Here is an 18,165-nt window from a genome sequence, read left to right on the forward strand (position 1 = left end):
AAGAAAAAGCCGCTTTTAGCTAACCAATGAGTATGGGGTTGTTCGTCATGAAAAAAGGCAAGTAGGCTATTGACTCTCCCTCAGGAGGAGACAGTATGCTTTAGTAGAAAGGGGCGATTGCTGTGGAAAAAATGATTGAGGTTGCCGAGCTATCTAAGAAAATCAACGGTCGGAAAATTATTGATCAACTTACCTTCACCGTAAAAAAAGGCGAGGTGTTCGGCTTATTAGGACCAAATGGAGCAGGAAAAACAACAACGATTGAAACAATTTTAGGTATCAAAACACCAGAGGAAGGTTCTGTCAAAATTCTCGGATCAGATCCTCAAAAAAAGCGACGTGAGGTATTTGAAAAAGTGGGGGTACAGCTTCAATCTTCAAGTTATCAGAACAATATTCGCGTCGGAGAATTGTGCAAAGAGATGACGCTCTTGTATCGACAGCCTCAAGACTATCAAGAGCTTTTGCGTTTGTTTCAGCTGGAACCATTCGAATCGCAATTCATCGACAAACTTTCTGGTGGGGAAAAACAAAAGCTTTCAATTGTACTCGCGTTGATCCCGAATCCCGAGGTGATTTTTTTGGATGAATTGACAACGGGACTGGATACAAAAGCACGGAGAAGTGTCTGGCAAACGCTCCTCAAACTAAAAGAAGCACAAATGACGATTCTATTGACGACCCACTATATGGAGGAGGCGGAGATTCTTTGTGATCGGCTATGCATCATCGCTCATGGGCGCAAGGTAGTTGAAGGCAGCACGAAGGAGCTGTTAAAACGAAGCGGTCAGCAAAAACTTGAAGAGGCATATCTTTGGTTTGTAGGGGAGGAGATAGAATGAGCAAAGTAATGAAACTAGCAAAAATTGAAGGAAAGTTAGCGTTGCGAGGAATTGATGGGATCGTCTTTGGCATTGGCATGCCGCTGGTCGTCCTGTTTTTGACGAATATGATCGGTGGAGAGAAAGTGATTGGTGCTACTTCATATACATTTCAAGAGGGCAGTTTTGCTTCGTTGCTGGTGGTGGGGATTTGCGCAACAGCCTTTATGGGGATTCCGTTAACTATCTGTGATTATCGAGACAAAAAGATTTTGAAACACTTTTTTGTTACCCCAGCTTCTCCAGTTCATCTGATTGCGGCTCAAGTGGTAGTAGCTGCAGCGACTGCACTACTCTCAGCGATAGGTGTCGCATTCGTGTCGGTGGTATTTCTCGACTATCAAATGAAAGGCAGCTGGATAGTATTGATAGCTAGCTATTTTTTCGTTATGATTGCCATGTATAGCCTAGGACTATTGATTGCTAGTTTGTGTAAAAATATCAAGATTGCCAATCTCGTATGCACAGTGGTTTATTTTCCCATGTTGTTTCTTTCTGGGGCAGTGATTCCCTTTGAGCTCTTTCCAGAAGGTGTGCAAAAAGTCGCTAATGTTCTGCCATTGACACAAGGCGTTAAATTGTTAAAGAGTGTGAGTCTCGATCAACCAATCGGTGACCCTCGATTCATTCTTTTTCTATTGACAGTGGTGACGATCATAGGATTTGGTTTGGCAGTTAAGCTTTTCCGTTGGGAATAACAGGAAACGGAGGAAAGAGTTATGACACAAGAATGTGAAAAAACACCAGATAAGCTGTATCGAATCGGCATGTTTTCTAAAATGAATCAAGTGACGATAAAAACACTGCGTTATTATGATGAGGTGGGGCTGCTTAAGCCCCATTTTATCGATCGAGATAATGGGTATCGCTATTATATCTCTAGTCAGTTGGCACCATTGCATCGGTTATTAGCTTTACGCAGAATGGGGTATAACATCGATGAAATCAAACAAGTGCAAGCAGGAGAAAGCGAAAGGCGAATACTGCATCGCAAGAGACAGCAACTGATGAGAGAGATCACGGAACGGATGGCGATGCTCACGCAGATCGAAGGGTATTTGCAACAGGAAGAAGCCAATTACCAAATGATCGTTAAACGTTTGCCAGCGGTTATCGTCGCTTCAATGAGAATGGTCGTGCCAAGCTTCGATCGGTTGTTTTCTATCATCCCAGAAATGGGGCTGCAGATGGAAACAGCTGGTTGCGTCTGCGCATTGCCCGAATATTGCTTTACTATCTATCATGACAACGAGTACAAAGAAGAAAACATTGATGTGGAAGTTTGCGAAGCGGTCACAGAAATGAAAGATAATCAAGGGAATTTGACCTTCAAGCAGATAGAAGAAGTACCAGAGGCAGTTTGCACGGTCCATAAAGGAGCCTACACTGAGTTTCCGAAAGCCTATGCTGCGGTGATCCAGTTTGCTGAAAATAACGGCTATCGAATCACAGGGCCTTTTCGTGAAAGCTATATTGATGGCATTTGGAAGAAAGAAAGTGAAGAGGAATGGCTGACTGAGATCCAGCTTCCTGTTGAAAAAATCAGCAGGCGACAGTAAGCAGAGACGTAGTTTGATGCAGTTTTTTTGTTAGGCAAGGTGTGAATTGCAGTAAGAACTTCTTTTATCGAAGGAAAGCAGGCGAATCTCATTGACAAATCGGCTGGCTCCTTCTAAACTAAAAGCAGAAAAACAAGAGAAAAAGGTGATGGCTCCGGCCTATCTGCTGTTATTCCTTCGTTAACAGGGGTAGGACTGGAAAAGAGTAAATAAAATCAATTTCATAGGCAAAAAATTGACTGCATGCAGTTTTATTTGAAGTGCCTATCATTGATTTTATTTTACTCTTCGCTTTTTGATCTTCATCGTTTGAAGGTTGACCGCAGAGTGAAATCTGCGGTCTTTTTTGTTTTTCAATTATTTTGAAAGGGGAAAATAAGATGTACCAAGAATTGAGAAAGGCAATCGAGCGGCCACCGCTCTATAAAAAAATGGCAGAGGCGTTTTGGGACGATGCGTATATTTCCAAGCAAATGTTAAAGGCTCATTTGGATCCTGATTTTGAGGGAGCTAGTAGAAAGGTTGACTTTATCAACGAATCCGTTCGATGGATCAGTCGCCTTGTTTCGCCAGAAAAACAGACGCAACTTCTTGATATCGGCTGCGGACCAGGGATCTACGCGGAAAAATTTGCAGCGCTGGGCTATGAAGTGACAGGCGTTGATTACTCCAGAAGATCCCTTGCCTATGCGAGAGATTCTGCGAATAAGCGGGAACTAAATATTACCTATCTATTTGATAACTATTTGGAGATGGCATTGCCTCAGCAATTTGATTTTATTACCTTGATTTATTGCGACTATGGTGCCTTAAATCCAGAGGAACGCAAACTACTGCTAAAAAATGTGCTGGCGCATCTAAAACCGGGTGGCAAATTTTTGTTCGATGTATTTACGATTGCACAGTTTTTAACGCTTAATGAAGAGCAGACCTGGGAAAGTCACGAATCAGAAGGGTTTTGGCGGGGGGAGCCCCATCTTGTGCTGAATCAACGATGGAAATATCCTGATCACGTCTTGCTGGAGCAAACAACGATTTTAGCAGAAGATGAGGTCATAAATTATTATTTATGGACGACCTATTTTACAAAAGATGCATTGATAAAAGAAGCTAGGGTTGCCGGTTTTGATATTTGTGAGATATTCGGTGATGTCAAAGGCAGTCCTTATAGCGAAGAAGGCTCGACAATGGCGATGCTACTGAAAAAACCATTCCCTATCTGAAAGAGTGGTTTTCTGTAAATAGAAAAAAGAAACGACGATTTTCTGTCGTTTCTTTTTGTTTGGCTCGGAACTGATCGATCAATTTTTTCGTACTAATGATCGGGCCTATTCAACACTACTCATTCAGCGAAACGTCGAACCATCGTAATATCTGTTTCCAAATAGCCCATTTTTTTGTATAGCTGATACGCAGATTGATTATGGGCAAAAACGTGCAAGCCGATCTCAGTGATGCCTTGCTGGATCGCCCACTTTTCCAAAGCTTGTAACGCTTTGGTTCCATAGCCTTTTCCTCGCTGGTCTTCCTCGATGATAAAGTCATAGATGAAGGCTTTCTGGGCAGCTGTGTTGATCCAAATCACCCCGATCGGTTCACTAAAATCAGCTGCAAATAAAGAAAACAAGTGATTGTTTTCAGTGGCAGTCCCTTGAGGAAGTAAAGAAGCAAAGCTTTCTTTGGCGAGGGAGAGGGCCTCGTCTTTGGCCCATGTGCCTGCTTGGATTTTGTCATTGGCGTATTCGAAAACAGCATTGGCTAAGTAGGCAGCGTAGTCGCTGTCTTTCATTGGTATTAAGTTCATCTATTTCTCCTTTCGTCCTTTTGGATTCTCCCTATCTTGCAGAATGATTGCAGTAAGGGGAAATGGGGACGCTTGATTGGTAACTATTTGTTCCCCCTTCAGTTGAAGGTCTCTGACAGCGGGTCTCGTCGTTGAAACAAAAACAGGTCATCCGGTGCAAACTGGTGGCGTGCATCGCAAGTATAGCCTCGCAACCAGTCACAACCATCGATGCGGCGAACGTAGAATCCTTTGGGGAAATCATCGGTTTTCTCCAAAGGCATAGAAGCGATCGTGATTGCGGCAGCTGGCGCTTTTCCTTGGGATTTCAGTCCGGTGCTATTTGCCAGTTGATGATAACTGAGGCGAAAGTGTAAGGCCATTTCCAATGTACAATCGGTCAGTCCATAAGAAGGTGCAGCTGCAAAAATCTCCGTCAACGAGCCACCTTGTGTGAGTCCCAGTTCTTTAAGGGAAACAATCACACAAGTAGTACGCTGTTTATCGGCACTGAGGGAGAGGTGGGGATGGCGCAAGAGCTGGTTGGCATACGCGTTTAAGTGAATCTGCTGTTCTTCCAACTGCTGGCAAAGGCGGGCTAGCGAAACCCCGCCATAGTCTACGATCACTTCTTTCAAATCAAACACTCCTTTCAATAGGGATCCATTTCTTGAAAAATCAGTTCGCACCCTCGTTCTCAGTCAAATTGGCATAAATCGCAGCAACTTCTTCTTGGTAACGATTCTTTAGTCGAGGGGGACTTAAAATGCGTAGGCTTTTTCCAAAAGAGAACAAATAGGGCACCACCCAGCTTTCCTCGGGTAAATCAACGGTAACCACAGCAGTGCCTTCCTCCGTCAAAGTAATATCCTGATGATCGAACTCATCATATACCCGATAAAGAACGTCGGCTTGAAAGAATAGACGAGCGGGATAGGTGTCAACAGTCAATTCAATGGCAGAATTAGGCGCAGTGACCGGAAAAAAATGCTGTTCAGTGACGTGGACCTGACTCATACGGCTGATTTTAAATGTCCGAAAGGCATTCTTTTGCTGGTCGAAGGCTTGCAGATACCATGCTTGCGAACGAAAAAGCAGTTTGTAAGGCTGACAGACGCGTTTTTGCGGTCCCTGTTTACTGATATAGTCAAAGGTGATCACGTGGTTCGTTAAAATACTCTTTTTTAATAAATCAAACGTGTCGTTGCCGTTTTCTCGCCGATGCCAAGTGGAAAAATCAACTTCTAGCCAGTCTGCATCGTTTTGCTGGAATAAGGATTGCAGTTTTGCCAATGATTCTCCGCTGATCTGTGGCGTCAGCTGGCGAATCCCTTTCAACGCCAAAAGCAGGTTTTTCCGTTCTTCCTCTGATAATAACACTTTATCCAATACAAAACTGCTTAACAAATAGACGCCGCCATTTCGACCCGTTTCGGTATAGATGGGTACGCCAATACTGCTTAGGGTATTGATATCTCTGGTGATGGTGCGAGTCGAGACTTCAAATTGTTTGGCTAATTCAGAAGTGGTTGCTTTTTCATGATTCAACAGGTGGTAGATAAGGCCGAACAGGCGTGTCGTGCTCACTGGGGTTACTCCTTTTATAAAAAGATGATAAAACACTGACAGAAGGTGTCTAGGTTTCTATCGTATCATAAAGACAAAGAAGGAGGAACTCCAATGAAATTTTCGATAATGGCAACGGAAAGAACCAATAATTTTACTGATCCAGCGATTCAAGCAAAAATCACTGGCTTATGGGAGAAAAACAGCGAGGCGGTCAAGAAAGCCGCAGAAAAAGGAACAGTCATCGCTTGCGTTTACCACGGGTATGAGTCAAACTATCAAGGAGACTATGCCGTTTCGCTTTGTTGCGAAGAAACGGAGCAAGAAGACTTTGATACAGACAAATTTACTTGGAAAAAGTATCCGATCGATCGGCGCGATGCGCAGGGCATTCTGACTACTTGGCGTCAAATCTGGTCAGAGGAAGAAAACCGGCAGCTACAGCGCAAGTATTCCTTTGATTTTGAACAGTATGCGCCAGACGGCGAAGTAACGATTTTTATCGCCATTGAAGAAAGCGACAAAGAGTAACCATTTTCCTGAATAGGAGGACAGTCAATGAGACAGTACGAAAGCAAAGCAGACTTGATCCAAGAGATCACAGAACGTTACCAAAAATTTCGCCAAGAATTTGTTGAAATTCCCGAAGCGTTACGAAATCAGCGAACAGCTGGGGTCGATAAGACGCCTTCAGAAAACTTGTCTTACCAAATCGGCTGGGTCAGTTTGTTATTGTCATGGGAAGCACAGGAACAACAAGGGATGAGCGTTCACACACCTGCTGAAGGGTATAAATGGAACAACCTTGGCGGATTGTATCAATCCTTTTATCAGACATATGGCAGTTTGACCTTAGCACAGCAGCAAGAGCTCTTAGACCAAAAAGTGACGGCCCTTTGCCAGTGGATCGAGGGCTTATCCGATCAGGAATTGTTTGAAGCAGGGCAACGGGATTGGGCAACCACCAAAGCACAGTGGCCAGTCTATAAATGGATCCATATCAATACAGTAGCACCCTTTACCAATTTCCGAACGAAAATCCGAAAATGGAAAAAGGAAGCACTGCATTGATCAATAGAGAAATGAATGAATCGAACAGGAAAATCACACCCTTTTCATAGTGTGATTTTTTGCTGTACATAAAAAAACGGTTTATTGAGAAACAATGGCAAAGAAGCGCCAGCGACTTGCTATCAATTGTGAGAGACTGAAAATCGTGCTATGATGGCGTTAATCAGAGCAAGGAGGAAAAAGCTGATGTGTGGTGGCATTATTTCCCAAAAAATTGCCTAAGCCCATGTAGATCAAGACCAGCAAAAAACGATTTACATGGGAGGAACAAATGATGAAAGAAAACAAATATGATGACCAAACGTTTTTTACTAAATACAGTGAAATGACTCGTTCACAAAAAGGCCTGCAAGGAGCTGGAGAATGGCAGACGCTAAAACAAATGTTGCCGGATTTTAAAAAGAAGCAGGTGCTTGATCTAGGTTGTGGGTATGGATGGCATTGCCAATATGCTGTAGACCATGGAGCGGCAGCAGTACTAGGAACTGACATTTCTCAACGGATGCTTGAGGAGGCCAAGAAAAGGAACCCTGGTCCGAAAATAACGTATCAATGTGTCGCAATGGAAGAAGTGACACTTCCTCCAGCCACAATAGACGTTGTTTTAAGTTCATTGGCGTTTCACTATGTGGCAACGTTCGAAACATTGATCAAAAGCATATCGGTCTGGCTGAAACCTGGTGGTGTACTCGTATTTTCGGTGGAGCATCCGGTTTATACTGCGGAAGGATCGCAAGATTGGCAGTATGATAGGCAGGGGGAAATCCAGCATTTCCCAGTCGATCATTACTATTATGAAGGCAAGCGGGAAGCGCAATTTTTAGGTGAAACGGTGACCAAATACCATCGTACCCTGACAACTTATTTAATGACCTTATTGCAAAACGGCTTCATTTTAGAAAAAGTGATTGAGCCGCAGCCGCCAAAAGAATTACTGGAAGTACCGGGAATGAAAGACGAAATGCGCCGACCAATGATGCTGCTAATAGCTGCTAGAAAAAGCTGACTTAAAGAATTGTTAAACAGTTGATCTGTGAAGGTCAGCTGTTTTTTTGTTTTGTGTCATCGTAAGAAACAACCGATGAAGCCTGTGATCGCTTGATGTGTAGTGGGGTGAGTTAACAAAATAAACTGTTATTTTAATTGCTAAAGTGACGCGAAGGTGACAAAAATGAAACGCCATTACTTAAAAGGGTATGCTATATTTTAGACAGTACTTGTTTTTTACGGAAAAAAGCCGATAGATGATGGCGTAACTTACGCAATCGCCGCCAATTGGTTTTATAGAAAAAACGCAAAACCATTACCTAGTCCGATGCACGTTTGCTGAATATTCAGCAAACGAAAAGTAAATGACTATGATTAGAAAGGGTGAGGATCATCGAAAACAACCAAACCATTGGCTTAACGTCAGGGGAAGTCAAGGCGCGGGTGCAGCGCGGTCAAGTCAATAAGACAAAAAAGGATACGACGAATACGTACCCGAAAATCCTGTTTACCAATATCTTTACCTTTTTCAATTTAATCAACTGTGTCCTATTCTTTCTCGTCTGTTTGACGGGTTCTTATCAAAACGGTTTGTTCGTCTTTGTTGTCTTCAGCAATGTGATCATCAATCTCTTTCAAGAAGTTCGTTCCAAACGAACGCTAGATAAGCTGGCACTGCTAAAAGTTGCCAAAGCCGATGTTTATCGGGATGGTAAGCTGGAGAATTTGCCGATCCACAAACTCGTAATGGATGATGTGTTACGACTGAAAAGCGGGGATCAAGTGCCGACGGATGCCAAAGTCATTCAAGGATCTTTAGAAGTCAATGAATCCTTGCTGACTGGTGAAATGGATACGATCCACAAACAGCCGGCAGACGAGTTGTTTTCTGGCAGTTTTATCACTGCTGGTGAAGCGTTGTGCCAAGTGATCCACGTAGGCGCTGATAACTATATCGCAAAAATCAACAAAGAAGCCAAGACCATCAAACGACAAAAATACTTGATCCAAGGCAGTTTGAATAAAATCATTCGTTGGATCAGCTTGATTTTGGTACCGTTATGTACCCTCTTGTTTGTCAAACAGTTCTATTTCTCTCATGCGGCTTTCAACACCGCCATCTTACGGACGGTGGCGGCAGCTGTAGGGATGTTCCCCGAAGGTTTGTTTTTATTGACCAGTGTCACATTGACCATCAGTGCCGTCTATCTGGCGCGCAAAAAAGTGATGGTGCAGGAATTGAACTGCATTGATGCTTTGGCACGGGTCGATGTTCTTTGCTTAGACAAAACCGGCACGATCACCGAAGGCAAGATGACGGTGGAAAAGACGATTTCCTTACAATCGGAAACACCGTTGGCAGAAATCACCGGCAACTTAATGGCTCAGCTACCCGATCAGAACCCAACGGCAATGGCGCTACGAACCTTTTTTTCAGAAAAAACGACGTACCAGATGCAGCAAGTCGTCCCCTTTTCATCTGACCGCAAATTCAGTTGCGTCACGTTTGAAGGGCAAGGCACTTATTTCATCGGAGCTGCGTCGATTTTACTGGGAACCAACCATGAAGCTGTCTTAAAACAGGAAAGACAGCTGGCAGAAGAAGGCTACCGGGTGATCGTTTTGGCGCACAGTGCGCAAGGCTATGAGGAGGCAGGACTGCCGACGGATATTGAACCGTTAGGATTTTATTTACTGTCAGACACGATCCGTGAAGATGCCAAAGAGACCTTAGAGTATTTTCGTTCACAAGCAATCCAATGCAAGATCATCTCTGGCGATGATCCAGTGACAGTCAGTCAAATCGCGAAAAAAGTCAATCTACCAGGGGCTGCTGATTTTATCGATGTATCAAAATTAACTGCAGCCGAATTAAAAGAAGCTGTCAGCAACTATCAGATTTTTGGTCGAGTGACGCCGCAACAAAAGAAAGAAATGGTACTCTACTTGAAAGAACAAGGGCATACTGTCGCGATGACTGGCGATGGCGTCAACGATGTTTTGGCGCTGAAAGAAGCCGACTGTTCCATCGCGATGGCTTCCGGTGTCGATGCTGCGCGTCAAGTATCAAATTTGGTGCTTTTGGAAAATCAATTCGATGCTTTGCCATCGGTCATGGATGAAGGCCGCCGAGTAATCAATAACATTACTCGCTCAGGTTCATTGGTGCTAGTGCAAGTCTTATTCTCCATCATGATCACTATGGGGACGTTGTTATCAGGAACGACATATCCTTTTGAGCCGATCCAATTAACGATCATCAATGCCTGCTTTGTCGGCATTCCGACCTTCTTTTTAAACTTTGAACCAGACTTCAATCGGATCAAAGGGGAATTTATGACAACGATTTTCAAAAATGCTTTTCCAACAGCATTGACGATTACGGTAGGAACTCTGCTGATCATTAACTTTGGCTATTGGTTCAACAGTAGCAGCAAAGCTCTATCGATCATGAGCATTATTTTTACCGCTTGGAACTATCGCTTGATCCAGAAAAAAGTCTATCCAGCTATCAACAGCTATCGAACGATGATTTTTTTCAGCACCCAGATCTTGTACTTTGCTGCCTTGATCGTCGGTCGTGACCTCTTTAACCTAGGCAATACCAGCTATCTCAACCTCATTCTCTTGATTGCCTTGTTGAATTTTTCCGCCTATATGCAACGCTTTGCGGATAAGGGCATCGAGTTACTGATGCGAAGGTATACGAAGAAACGTAAAAGCTTATCAAAAGAAATGATTCAGTAAACAGTAGAAAAACTGATTGCTTAAGTAGCGCTTGTAGCTTGCTAAGCAATCAGTTTTTGTTTATAAATAAATTTCTTTTATTTTCAAGGAGTCTAAGTCTTGCTATGAAACTCGTTTCATACCGTACAATCAACCAAGGGACCTTTTCAGAAAATTTGTCGAAAGTGAATCAGTAAATTTTCTATGGTAGACTTAGGTCAATCGTAAAACAAACAGATAGGAATGAAGGAAATGGCAACGATACGCGATATAGCAAAAATCACTGGTTTTTCGATCACGACAGTCTCTCGTGTGATCAATGGCCATCCTTATGTCGATGAGCAAAAGCGAGCAGCGATTTTGGGGGTGATGGAAGAACTGGATTACAAACCGAATAAGATCGCCCAAAAGCTTAGCTCGGGGAAAACCTATAATATTGGGGTCATCGTGCCGTTTGTCAATCACGCCTTTTTTGATGGGATTCTAAATGGCATTATGGAAGAAGCCTTTGCTAAAAAATACAAAGTGACGTTATTGCCGACCAATTTTGATCGGAAATTAGAACTAGAATATCTAGAAGAATTCGCTGCAAAAGGGTTTGACGGATTGATCGTCATTACCCGCGCAAATCATATCGAGACGTTTTATCCCTACATGGAAAAAGGACCGATCGTTTTTTGTGAAAATTCGACCGGTACTGCTGTTCCTTTCGTTGCGATCGACTTGGTCGGCTCTGTGACAGCTAGTATCAATTATTTAAAAGAACAAGGCGTAAAACGTTTGGGACTGACGCTCGGGCGCAGCAAACGTCTTAGCTGCAATTCAGTCAATACCATCGCAAAAGCCAAGGAGCTGTTTCCTGCTTTTTCGGAAGCCGATATTTATTGGGATTGTATCAAAGCCCAAGACGGGATTTCCGCAGCAGCCTTTTTTAAAGAACGAGGAATCGATGGGGTGATCACAAATGGAGACGAAATCGCAGCAATGATTTTGAATCAATACTCCCACGGGACAGCACCCATCGTGATTGGACAAGAAAACCTGCTTATCAGTCAAATGCTGCATTTTTCTTCCGTTGAGTTTCATCTGAATCAGTGCGGCAAAGAAGCCTTTCGCTTGTTTCAAGAAAGAAAACAAGAACAGATCATTCTGCCTTATGAACTTATTATTCGTGAATAATCATTGTCATAAAAAGAACACACCTTATTACGAGAGGTGTGTTTTTGCCTGATTTTTAAAGGGAATTTGAGGAGATAAAATAAAAAAATAAAGAAAAAATCAATTTTGAATGCTTGCTTTTCACAGAGTAAAGGGCTACCATTGGTCTGTGGCTTTTTCGCCACAAAAATAGGAAACGTATCAGACAAGAGTACTTGGGGAAGATTCTCTTGGGGGAAGCCTGATACGTTTCCTTTTGTTCATTCTAACACTATTTATATATAAAGTAGAGAGATATTGAGTAGATAAATAAAAATACTGCTGTAATTGATGAATAGGAAAAGAGCAAGCTCACAAAGGACTACTTTCAAATCGTTTTCCTACAACATGTTGGATGGCAAATGGCTCCTCATGTTTTGGTTAATAAAAGAGGATCAACTAACTAATTGCGTGGCACCAACTAGAAAATTACATAGCTTAGCAACACCTGTTTCAGCTGTTTCTTTGATTAGAACAGTTGCAGTATTCTCGTAAACATGAATCACACTAACTTCTTGTAAACCGGTAAAGCCAATAACATTTGCCTGATAGTTTTGACCAGGGAACACTTGGTATTTTTCCATGTTTTTATCTCCTTCATTATTCTTATTTCAAAAGAATAATAATTAAAATTTAAGAAAAAGTAAAGTGAAACGATTTTTCATTCAAAAACACAGCCCTTTGGCGTTTGTCTCGAGTAGTTTCGATCTTTTTCTGCAATTTTTCATTATTTTTTTCAATAAATATGCGGTGGCTTATTGAACTTTATTCAAGAATATGTGCCTCTTTTTTTAGCAGCAACCACAGATTTCATCTAAACGAATGGGAGAAAACAGCAGCTGAATTGTTTGTTTTGTACCGGATTGGGGCTTATAATAAAAATAGGAAGAAGGATCGACGTCACCGCTTCCTAAATCAATTGAAAAGGGCGTGGAAGTTATGGAAAACGTATACCGAAATAACTTTGTCAAAAGAACTATTCAACTGATGTTTGCACCAAAAAAAATCAGAAAGCGTCCACCAGAACAATGGATCAAAATGCCTACCGACCGAGGTATTCGGAGAAAGGACGCGTGATCCAGCATCTCGCAGCTATGCGTGAAATAGTATTTGAAGAGAAAAGAACGTTAGGAAGTCCCGAACGCGGGACTTCCTTTTTTGTGTCAGTGACATTGGGAATTTAACGAGAAAGTAGTTGCCAGCAGGTTCTCTTGTGAAGGGCTCTTTTCAGAAAAGGATATAAAAGGAAGCTTGCACTTTTCCTAGCGCTCAATAGACGAACGGAAGAAATCAATAGATAGCAGTGTTAGTGGATAAAGGATCGAAAGGATTCTTTCCAGCTGTTTTCAATTTTAAATTGGGTTTTCCAAAAAGTATGATATTCAAAGTGGCGTTAGTCTATCTACGTGATCAGAATGGATGATTGATAAAAGAAGGGGAATATAAAAGCCACTTTTTTCGCACATAGATTCTGTTAAAATAAACTTAGAGGTTCAAACCTGTAAAATAATCTTATAATTTTTAAAGAAGGTGAAAGCATGGACTACCCAGAAATCGCAGGTCATTTCCAGACAACATCCTTTGATCCCCAACCGTTTGTGCAAACGGCGATCGATGATCGAAAGGTAAGAGAGAGGCTAGTGGAGAATATCGTTGATGGTCAAAATCATATCAATGAGTATTTTAATAGTTATTTGATCATTAAAGAAGTAGCCGTTAAAAACCCTGAGCTGATTTATGATGAATGGGAACGGATCTGGGCATTGCATACCCATAAAAACTCCTATCATCGGTGGATCGCTCATGATTTGATCACTCAACTTTTGGTGATTGATCATGAAGACAAGTTTGAAGGGATCAAGCAAGAGTATGTACTGCTGCCTAAAGGAGAAAAAATTAGTAATTTCTTGAAGATGACTGAAAACATCCAGGAAGCCAGTCGATACAAAGACCTTCAGCAAGAGATTCAGCGTTTACTTGCGGATCAAGAATGGCTGTCCCACTTCAATGAAAAACAAGTGAAGCGTATTGAAAAAGTCCTTCAAACCCTTTTGGCTGAATGAATCAAGAAAAGCAATAAAAGTTGTTTCAGAAGGAATTTTTCTACTATTTTTTCCCACTATTTTTCTTGATTACTAGGAATAGTAGTGAACAATGGGGAACACATTGCAATGATAACTACTAATTATTTGCATGTATCGAATGCAAAATCTCCCTTAAGTCCTTGTAAGAAGCTAAGTGAAACTTTATACTAGAATGTAATACTTATTCAAAAAAAGGACAAATAAAATGAGGACATGAGCTTTTATGAAGAAATATTGTAAGGATAATGTGCTGGAAGCGGCGATGACGCGCCTGGAATATATTTTTGATACCTTTCCCCATGTTTATTTCTCTTTCAGTGGTGGAAAAGATAGCGGTGCCATGATTCAGTTGGCTGACCAAGTCGCCCGACAAAAAAAGAAAACTTTTGATCTGCTGATTTTAGATATCGAGGCAAATTATGATGCTACGAGAACGTTCATGGAAAAAATCAAAGCGTTACCAACTATCAATCAAACCTTTCACTTCTGTTTGCCCTTTTACGAGGACAACAACACTAGCGTATTTCAGCCACAATGGCTGATGTGGGATGAACAAGAACGTGAGAAGTGGGTACAGATGATGCCAAAAGATGCAATTTCACTTGCTGATTTAGATGAATCATTGATGGAAATCTATCAGAGTGCAAATATGAATCCAGATAAGTTCTTACGAAACTTTGCTCACTGGTACGCAAACTATCATCAGTGTGAACCCGTTGCTTGTGGCGTTGGCATCCGAACACAGGAAAGTCTATACCGATATCGGTCGATAACTTCGCCAAAGTATAACTTTCGGAAGCAATGCTGGATCAAACGGCAAGTAGCAGATTCCATGGTCGTCAATTTTTACCCCATCTATGATTGGAAGACAGAAGATGTCTGGGGCGCCTATGCCCATTTTGACTGGCCGATCAATGGCTTTTATGAAAAATTATATGATCATGGCGTTCCGATTCATCAAATGCGAATCTGTCAGCCTTATGGTATGCAACAACGAAAAGGCTTATACCAATATGCTCTGGTGGAACCGGAAACGTGGGAACGCGTCGTCAACCGCGTGTCAGGAGCCAATTTTGGTCGATTGTATGCCCAGACGGGATTATTGGCGCATTACAATACGAGAAAGCCAAGTCATATGACTTGGCAAGAGTATGCGGTCTTTTTACTGGAATCAATTGGACTTTATTCAAAGAAATTACAGGACCATTATTACCGCAAAATCACAATCTTGATTGATCATTATCGAGAAAAGCACGGGATCGAAGTGGAAGACATTCCCGATGTGACCAAACGTAAGGAGTGGCTGAAAAACGAAGTACTCTGGCATGACTGGAAAGGGATCGCTCGTGCGTTAGAAAAAAATGATTTTTCTTTGAGCACGCGACAATACAGTCTGACGAAAAAAGATGAGACGGAATTGTATGAGTTGGCGGTCGATTTTGGGGCGGCGTTGGGAATCGAGCATTTACCCAAGTATCAGTTAAAAAAATTGAATGCCAAATATGAGTATTTAACGAAAAAAATCACCTAACGATGGACGAATGTGTCCCTAGAGAGGAAGGGTTTTGTGAACGAACGATTGGTTTTATTTTTTCCACCGTATAAGAAAAGCCAATTCTATCAATTGATGGGGGCATTTTTTGCGGAACGGGTGTATCAGCAGCAATTTCCGTACTTAGTCAATGATGAGAACTGCTACTGGTATGTGATTCTTGATGACGAAAAACGGGTGACCGCTTTTTCTTATTATGAAAAAGGCGTCAATAAAGTGGAGCTAGGGGAATTTTATGAAAAAGATCCAACTGCTCAATTTAAAAAGTTTCTTTTACGGAAAATGTTGGTGGATATCAGCCGCAACTACCCAGAAGCAGAGATTCTCGCTTCTAGTAACCAGCCTAGTGAAATTGCACTTTTGGAGTCAAAAGGGTTTGCGGTCTATCGACAAACAAAAAATTATTCATTTCTAAAAAGGAGTGTAGTACCTCATGAGCGATATCGATTTTCCAGTGTTAGCGGCGAAGCTGATCCCAGTCAGCAAGATTCACGCGAATACGTATAATCCCAACACCGTGGCTGCTCCAGAGATGGATTTGCTGGAACTGTCGATTCGGGAAGATGGCTTTACGCAGCCACTGGTTTGTTACCACGATAAGGAGCAGGACAAGTATATTTTGATCGATGGGTTTCATCGGTATGTCGTAGCAAAAGATCGCTTAGAATTGCCAAGCGTTCCGGTCACAGTGATCGATAAGCCTTTTGAGAATCGCATCGCTTCAACGATTCGCCACAATCGAGCACGTGGTACCCATGGCATCGAGAAGATGGGAAACATCGTGCAGCAGTTGGTCGCTAACGAGTGGTCGGATGAACGAATTGCCAAGGAATTGGGGATGGACCGCGAAGAGGTCTTTCGCTTTAAGCAGCGCTCAGGCTTAAAAAGTGCCTTTTCCAACCATGAATTCAGCAAATCTTGGATTGAGTTTGAAAAAAGATACTATAAAGGCAAAAAAGAGACCTGAGAGGTTGAAAAAACTATCTAAAAAAGCTATCTATTAGAAGACAGCGATTCGTTAATAATTCTTTTTAAATTTTGAATAGGTGTTTTTTACAACGATAACGATCAGATTGATCACCATCGACAAACAAAGCGTCCCTAAGAGAATGGCCAGGATCACACCTAATGTGTCTCTTAGAAAGCTGAAGATCGCTTCAATGATAAACATAGTTTTTCCTCCTTTTCTCATCGTCTATTTTTTCTGACAATTGCAAAAATAGGCTCCTTGAGCAATAACTGCCTGCTACTAAAAACATGATCGAACGGTTTTCAAGTCCAGCCTTTTTTGGTGATTGTTCTTTTCCAAAGTAGAGTATACATTGGAAAGGATGAAAGAACGTTTCTATTTTTTATAATCGGTAAAAAATTCTGAAATGTAAAGAACAACAGTGGCTTTTTTATCTCCTGCGGATAGCATGAATAATCGTACCAGTTTGCATAAAAAAAGTAAAATGATAACAAAAAGTGAGTGGCGAAACAAGAGGTAATCATCTGATTGAATAATAATAAGCGAAATGAAAAGCTATGCTTCACAACGTCTGTAGAACAGAAAGAGGTTGTGCGGCTATTTGTTTTCACGCTGCTTCTTTGCTGCTAGAATAAATACTATCATTTTTTTTTGAAGAATAACTGCATAAAAATCGATCGTGATCAAACTGGTTTTATAACAATTACAGTAAGCGCATTTTTAACTCAAAGACAAACTTTTTTGTAATATTCGGGAAAAGTGTCAATGGTTGCTTTGACAGTAAGCCAATCGTCATGCGGAGATTCGGTAAAGGCAGTGATAAAATTTTTACTTGAGCGCATGTTTGATCAATGATCGAACGCGGGACTAGACCGCAGAAGCCTGTTTGTTCAATCAAATAAGGAATCGTCGTGCTGCTGCTGACATATTCCCATTGGAGCGAAGGTACACACTGGTCAAGGTAGCCCTCGATATTTCTAAGTGCAGGACAGTCACCGCCGGAACTGTATAGATGGATTCCTGTAAGGTCGGCTAATTCCTTAATGATCAATGGGTTCGTGATCGAAGTGATGCAGCAGATTTCTTCTTGGAAAAGTTCTTCATAGACAAAGGAATCTTCGTGAGGAAGTGAGCATAACGCAAAATCAATACGATTTTCTTTTAATGCATCGGCTAATGCCAGCGTGGATCCCACCATGATCTCGAATTTTATTTTTGGGTATTGGTGGGAAAATACATGGAGAAGCTCCGGTAAAATCAACATGTCATAAGGGGGGACGATGCCCATCCGTAAAGAATATTCGACTGTGTTCGAAGCATTGAGCAACTGTTCTTTGACCTCCTCCCACTGAGCGATCAGACCAGGAACCGCCTGTTTCAACAATTCACCTTCCAACGTGAGTACATTGCTTTTTCCTTCCAAAAATAACGCTACTTCTAACTCTTCTTCTAACTTTTTGATATGGTTCGTAACCGTCGATTGGGCATAGTTTAATTTAGCAGCAGCTTTCGTAAACGTACCTTCTTCAACGATCGTTTTAAAGGAGTGCAGCTCTTTGATAAAATCCACATTGGTCCCCCTCTCTTTTTACCTATTATACAAAAAAGGAGCGGGGAGAAGATTTCTTTTTTTTCTAGTAAATAAAAAAAATAGATACAAAAGTTATTTAAAACATGCAGTCTGTTTTGATCGTATGTTTCTTTGCTTTTAAAATAACGCTTTTCACATTTGGTGCTAAGAGTAGCTGCTAAAATTTCTATCATAAAAAATACACCAAACATCCCAAC

General features: G+C 41.6%; 19 protein-coding genes. 13 read left to right on the plus strand and 6 right to left on the minus strand.

Annotation, left to right across the window (positions count from 1 at the left end):
- Window positions 1-131: 131 nt before the first annotated feature.
- The 4 genes from A5882_RS07500 (at window position 132) to A5882_RS07515 (ending at window position 3,663) form a co-directional block, all read left to right on the plus strand.
- Window positions 132-842, plus strand: a complete 711-nt coding sequence (locus tag A5882_RS07500; RefSeq protein WP_176462031.1) for an ABC transporter ATP-binding protein — start codon at window positions 132-134, stop codon at window positions 840-842.
- Window positions 839-1,579 (plus strand): ABC transporter permease, encoded by a 741-nt coding sequence (locus tag A5882_RS07505; RefSeq protein WP_016609706.1) that lies wholly within the window; start codon window positions 839-841, stop codon window positions 1,577-1,579. The genes A5882_RS07500 and A5882_RS07505 overlap by 4 nt, the downstream gene beginning before the upstream one ends.
- Before the next feature lie 21 nt (window positions 1,580-1,600).
- Window positions 1,601-2,440 (plus strand): MerR family transcriptional regulator, encoded by an 840-nt coding sequence (locus A5882_RS07510; protein ID WP_086372613.1) that lies wholly within the window; start codon window positions 1,601-1,603, stop codon window positions 2,438-2,440.
- A gap of 380 nt (window positions 2,441-2,820) precedes the next feature.
- Window positions 2,821-3,663: a bifunctional 2-polyprenyl-6-hydroxyphenol methylase/3-demethylubiquinol 3-O-methyltransferase UbiG gene (locus A5882_RS07515; RefSeq protein ID WP_086372614.1), complete on the plus strand. Its 843-nt coding sequence runs from the start codon at window positions 2,821-2,823 to the stop codon at window positions 3,661-3,663.
- A 119-nt stretch (window positions 3,664-3,782) separates the two neighbouring features.
- On the opposite strand, the gene A5882_RS07520 is transcribed toward A5882_RS07515, so the two are convergent.
- The 3 genes from A5882_RS07520 to A5882_RS07530 all read right to left on the minus strand — a co-directional run bounded on the left by A5882_RS07520 (window position 3,783) and on the right by A5882_RS07530 (window position 5,810).
- Entirely contained in the window at window positions 3,783-4,244 is a 462-nt protein-coding gene (locus A5882_RS07520; RefSeq protein WP_008377933.1) for a GNAT family N-acetyltransferase, read from the minus strand.
- 98 nt (window positions 4,245-4,342) lie between these two features.
- Window positions 4,343-4,912 (minus strand): hypothetical protein, encoded by a 570-nt coding sequence (locus A5882_RS07525; RefSeq protein WP_035006572.1) that lies wholly within the window; start codon window positions 4,910-4,912, stop codon window positions 4,343-4,345.
- The gene (locus tag A5882_RS07530) at window positions 4,902-5,810 is read right to left on the minus strand and encodes a YafY family protein (RefSeq protein ID WP_034878067.1); all 909 of its coding nucleotides are present in this window, start codon (window positions 5,808-5,810) and stop codon (window positions 4,902-4,904) included. The genes A5882_RS07525 and A5882_RS07530 overlap by 11 nt, the downstream gene beginning before the upstream one ends.
- A 93-nt stretch (window positions 5,811-5,903) precedes the next feature.
- Between A5882_RS07530 and A5882_RS07535 the strand changes: the two genes are divergently transcribed.
- From A5882_RS07535 to A5882_RS07555, 5 genes are all read left to right on the plus strand, one after another.
- On the plus strand, window positions 5,904-6,320 hold the full coding sequence (locus tag A5882_RS07535) for an effector binding domain-containing protein (RefSeq protein ID WP_086372615.1): 417 nt from the start codon (window positions 5,904-5,906) through the stop codon (window positions 6,318-6,320).
- 27 nt (window positions 6,321-6,347) lie between these two features.
- Window positions 6,348-6,860, plus strand: coding sequence for a ClbS/DfsB family four-helix bundle protein (locus A5882_RS07540; protein WP_005232023.1), 513 nt, complete (start codon window positions 6,348-6,350; stop codon window positions 6,858-6,860).
- A gap of 274 nt (window positions 6,861-7,134) precedes the next feature.
- Window positions 7,135-7,866: a bifunctional 2-polyprenyl-6-hydroxyphenol methylase/3-demethylubiquinol 3-O-methyltransferase UbiG gene (locus A5882_RS07545; RefSeq protein WP_034878066.1), complete on the plus strand. Its 732-nt coding sequence runs from the start codon at window positions 7,135-7,137 to the stop codon at window positions 7,864-7,866.
- Between the two features lie 365 nt (window positions 7,867-8,231).
- Window positions 8,232-10,595 carry an HAD-IC family P-type ATPase gene (locus A5882_RS07550; RefSeq protein ID WP_086372616.1) on the plus strand — a complete coding sequence of 788 codons (2,364 nt, stop codon included), beginning with the start codon at window positions 8,232-8,234 and terminating at the stop codon, window positions 10,593-10,595.
- A gap of 231 nt (window positions 10,596-10,826) precedes the next feature.
- On the plus strand, window positions 10,827-11,753 hold the full coding sequence (locus tag A5882_RS07555; protein WP_176462008.1) for a LacI family DNA-binding transcriptional regulator: 927 nt from the start codon (window positions 10,827-10,829) through the stop codon (window positions 11,751-11,753).
- Between the two features lie 413 nt (window positions 11,754-12,166).
- On the opposite strand, the gene A5882_RS07560 is transcribed toward A5882_RS07555, so the two are convergent.
- Window positions 12,167-12,355 carry a hypothetical protein gene (locus tag A5882_RS07560; RefSeq protein ID WP_005227564.1) on the minus strand — a complete coding sequence of 63 codons (189 nt, stop codon included), beginning with the start codon at window positions 12,353-12,355 and terminating at the stop codon, window positions 12,167-12,169.
- Window positions 12,356-13,309: 954 nt separating this feature from the next.
- Here A5882_RS07560 and A5882_RS07570 point away from each other — a divergent pair.
- The 4 genes from A5882_RS07570 to A5882_RS07585 all read left to right on the plus strand — a co-directional run bounded on the left by A5882_RS07570 (window position 13,310) and on the right by A5882_RS07585 (window position 16,374).
- The gene (locus A5882_RS07570) at window positions 13,310-13,834 is read left to right on the plus strand and encodes a hypothetical protein (protein WP_016619925.1); all 525 of its coding nucleotides are present in this window, start codon (window positions 13,310-13,312) and stop codon (window positions 13,832-13,834) included.
- A gap of 244 nt (window positions 13,835-14,078) precedes the next feature.
- The gene (locus tag A5882_RS07575; protein WP_008377955.1) at window positions 14,079-15,386 is read left to right on the plus strand and encodes a DUF3440 domain-containing protein; all 1,308 of its coding nucleotides are present in this window, start codon (window positions 14,079-14,081) and stop codon (window positions 15,384-15,386) included.
- Window positions 15,387-15,422: 36 nt separating this feature from the next.
- On the plus strand, window positions 15,423-15,914 hold the full coding sequence (locus tag A5882_RS07580) for a hypothetical protein (protein ID WP_050790962.1): 492 nt from the start codon (window positions 15,423-15,425) through the stop codon (window positions 15,912-15,914).
- Entirely contained in the window at window positions 15,841-16,374 is a 534-nt protein-coding gene (locus tag A5882_RS07585) for a ParB/RepB/Spo0J family partition protein (RefSeq protein WP_005232014.1), read from the plus strand. The genes A5882_RS07580 and A5882_RS07585 overlap by 74 nt, the downstream gene beginning before the upstream one ends.
- A gap of 51 nt (window positions 16,375-16,425) precedes the next feature.
- Here A5882_RS07585 and A5882_RS19755 read toward each other — a convergent pair whose 3' ends face one another.
- Window positions 16,426-16,578: a hypothetical protein gene (locus A5882_RS19755; RefSeq protein ID WP_008377957.1), complete on the minus strand. Its 153-nt coding sequence runs from the start codon at window positions 16,576-16,578 to the stop codon at window positions 16,426-16,428.
- A gap of 502 nt (window positions 16,579-17,080) precedes the next feature.
- A complete protein-coding gene (locus A5882_RS07590) occupies window positions 17,081-17,947 on the minus strand; it encodes a LysR family transcriptional regulator (RefSeq protein WP_016611302.1) in 867 nt (288 codons plus the stop codon).
- Between the last annotated feature and the right edge of the window lie 218 nt (window positions 17,948-18,165).

This window comes from Enterococcus sp. 4E1_DIV0656 (assembly GCF_002140695.1).
Lineage (GTDB): Bacteria > Bacillota > Bacilli > Lactobacillales > Enterococcaceae > Enterococcus_D > Enterococcus_D entomosocium.

Excerpts from the sequence above, each read along its gene's own strand:
- A5882_RS07585 (WP_005232014.1), top strand. The coding sequence starts at position 15,841 with ATGAGCGATATCGATTTTCCAGTGTTAGCGGCGAAGCTGATCCCAGTC.
- A5882_RS07570 (WP_016619925.1), top strand. The coding sequence starts at position 13,310 with ATGGACTACCCAGAAATCGCAGGTCATTTCCAGACAACATCCTTTGAT.
- A5882_RS07540 (WP_005232023.1), top strand. The coding sequence starts at position 6,348 with ATGAGACAGTACGAAAGCAAAGCAGACTTGATCCAAGAGATCACAGAA.
- A5882_RS07510 (WP_086372613.1), top strand. The coding sequence starts at position 1,601 with ATGACACAAGAATGTGAAAAAACACCAGATAAGCTGTATCGAATCGGC.
- A5882_RS19755 (WP_008377957.1), bottom strand. The coding sequence starts at position 16,578 with ATGTTTATCATTGAAGCGATCTTCAGCTTTCTAAGAGACACATTAGGT.
- A5882_RS07520 (WP_008377933.1), bottom strand. The coding sequence starts at position 4,244 with ATGAACTTAATACCAATGAAAGACAGCGACTACGCTGCCTACTTAGCC.
- A5882_RS07545 (WP_034878066.1), top strand. The coding sequence starts at position 7,135 with ATGAAAGAAAACAAATATGATGACCAAACGTTTTTTACTAAATACAGT.
- A5882_RS07515 (WP_086372614.1), top strand. The coding sequence starts at position 2,821 with ATGTACCAAGAATTGAGAAAGGCAATCGAGCGGCCACCGCTCTATAAA.
- A5882_RS07535 (WP_086372615.1), top strand. The coding sequence starts at position 5,904 with ATGAAATTTTCGATAATGGCAACGGAAAGAACCAATAATTTTACTGAT.
- A5882_RS07560 (WP_005227564.1), bottom strand. The coding sequence starts at position 12,355 with ATGGAAAAATACCAAGTGTTCCCTGGTCAAAACTATCAGGCAAATGTT.
- A5882_RS07505 (WP_016609706.1), top strand. The coding sequence starts at position 839 with ATGAGCAAAGTAATGAAACTAGCAAAAATTGAAGGAAAGTTAGCGTTG.
- A5882_RS07555 (WP_176462008.1), top strand. The coding sequence starts at position 10,827 with ATGGCAACGATACGCGATATAGCAAAAATCACTGGTTTTTCGATCACG.
- A5882_RS07575 (WP_008377955.1), top strand. The coding sequence starts at position 14,079 with ATGAAGAAATATTGTAAGGATAATGTGCTGGAAGCGGCGATGACGCGC.
- A5882_RS07500 (WP_176462031.1), top strand. The coding sequence starts at position 132 with ATGATTGAGGTTGCCGAGCTATCTAAGAAAATCAACGGTCGGAAAATT.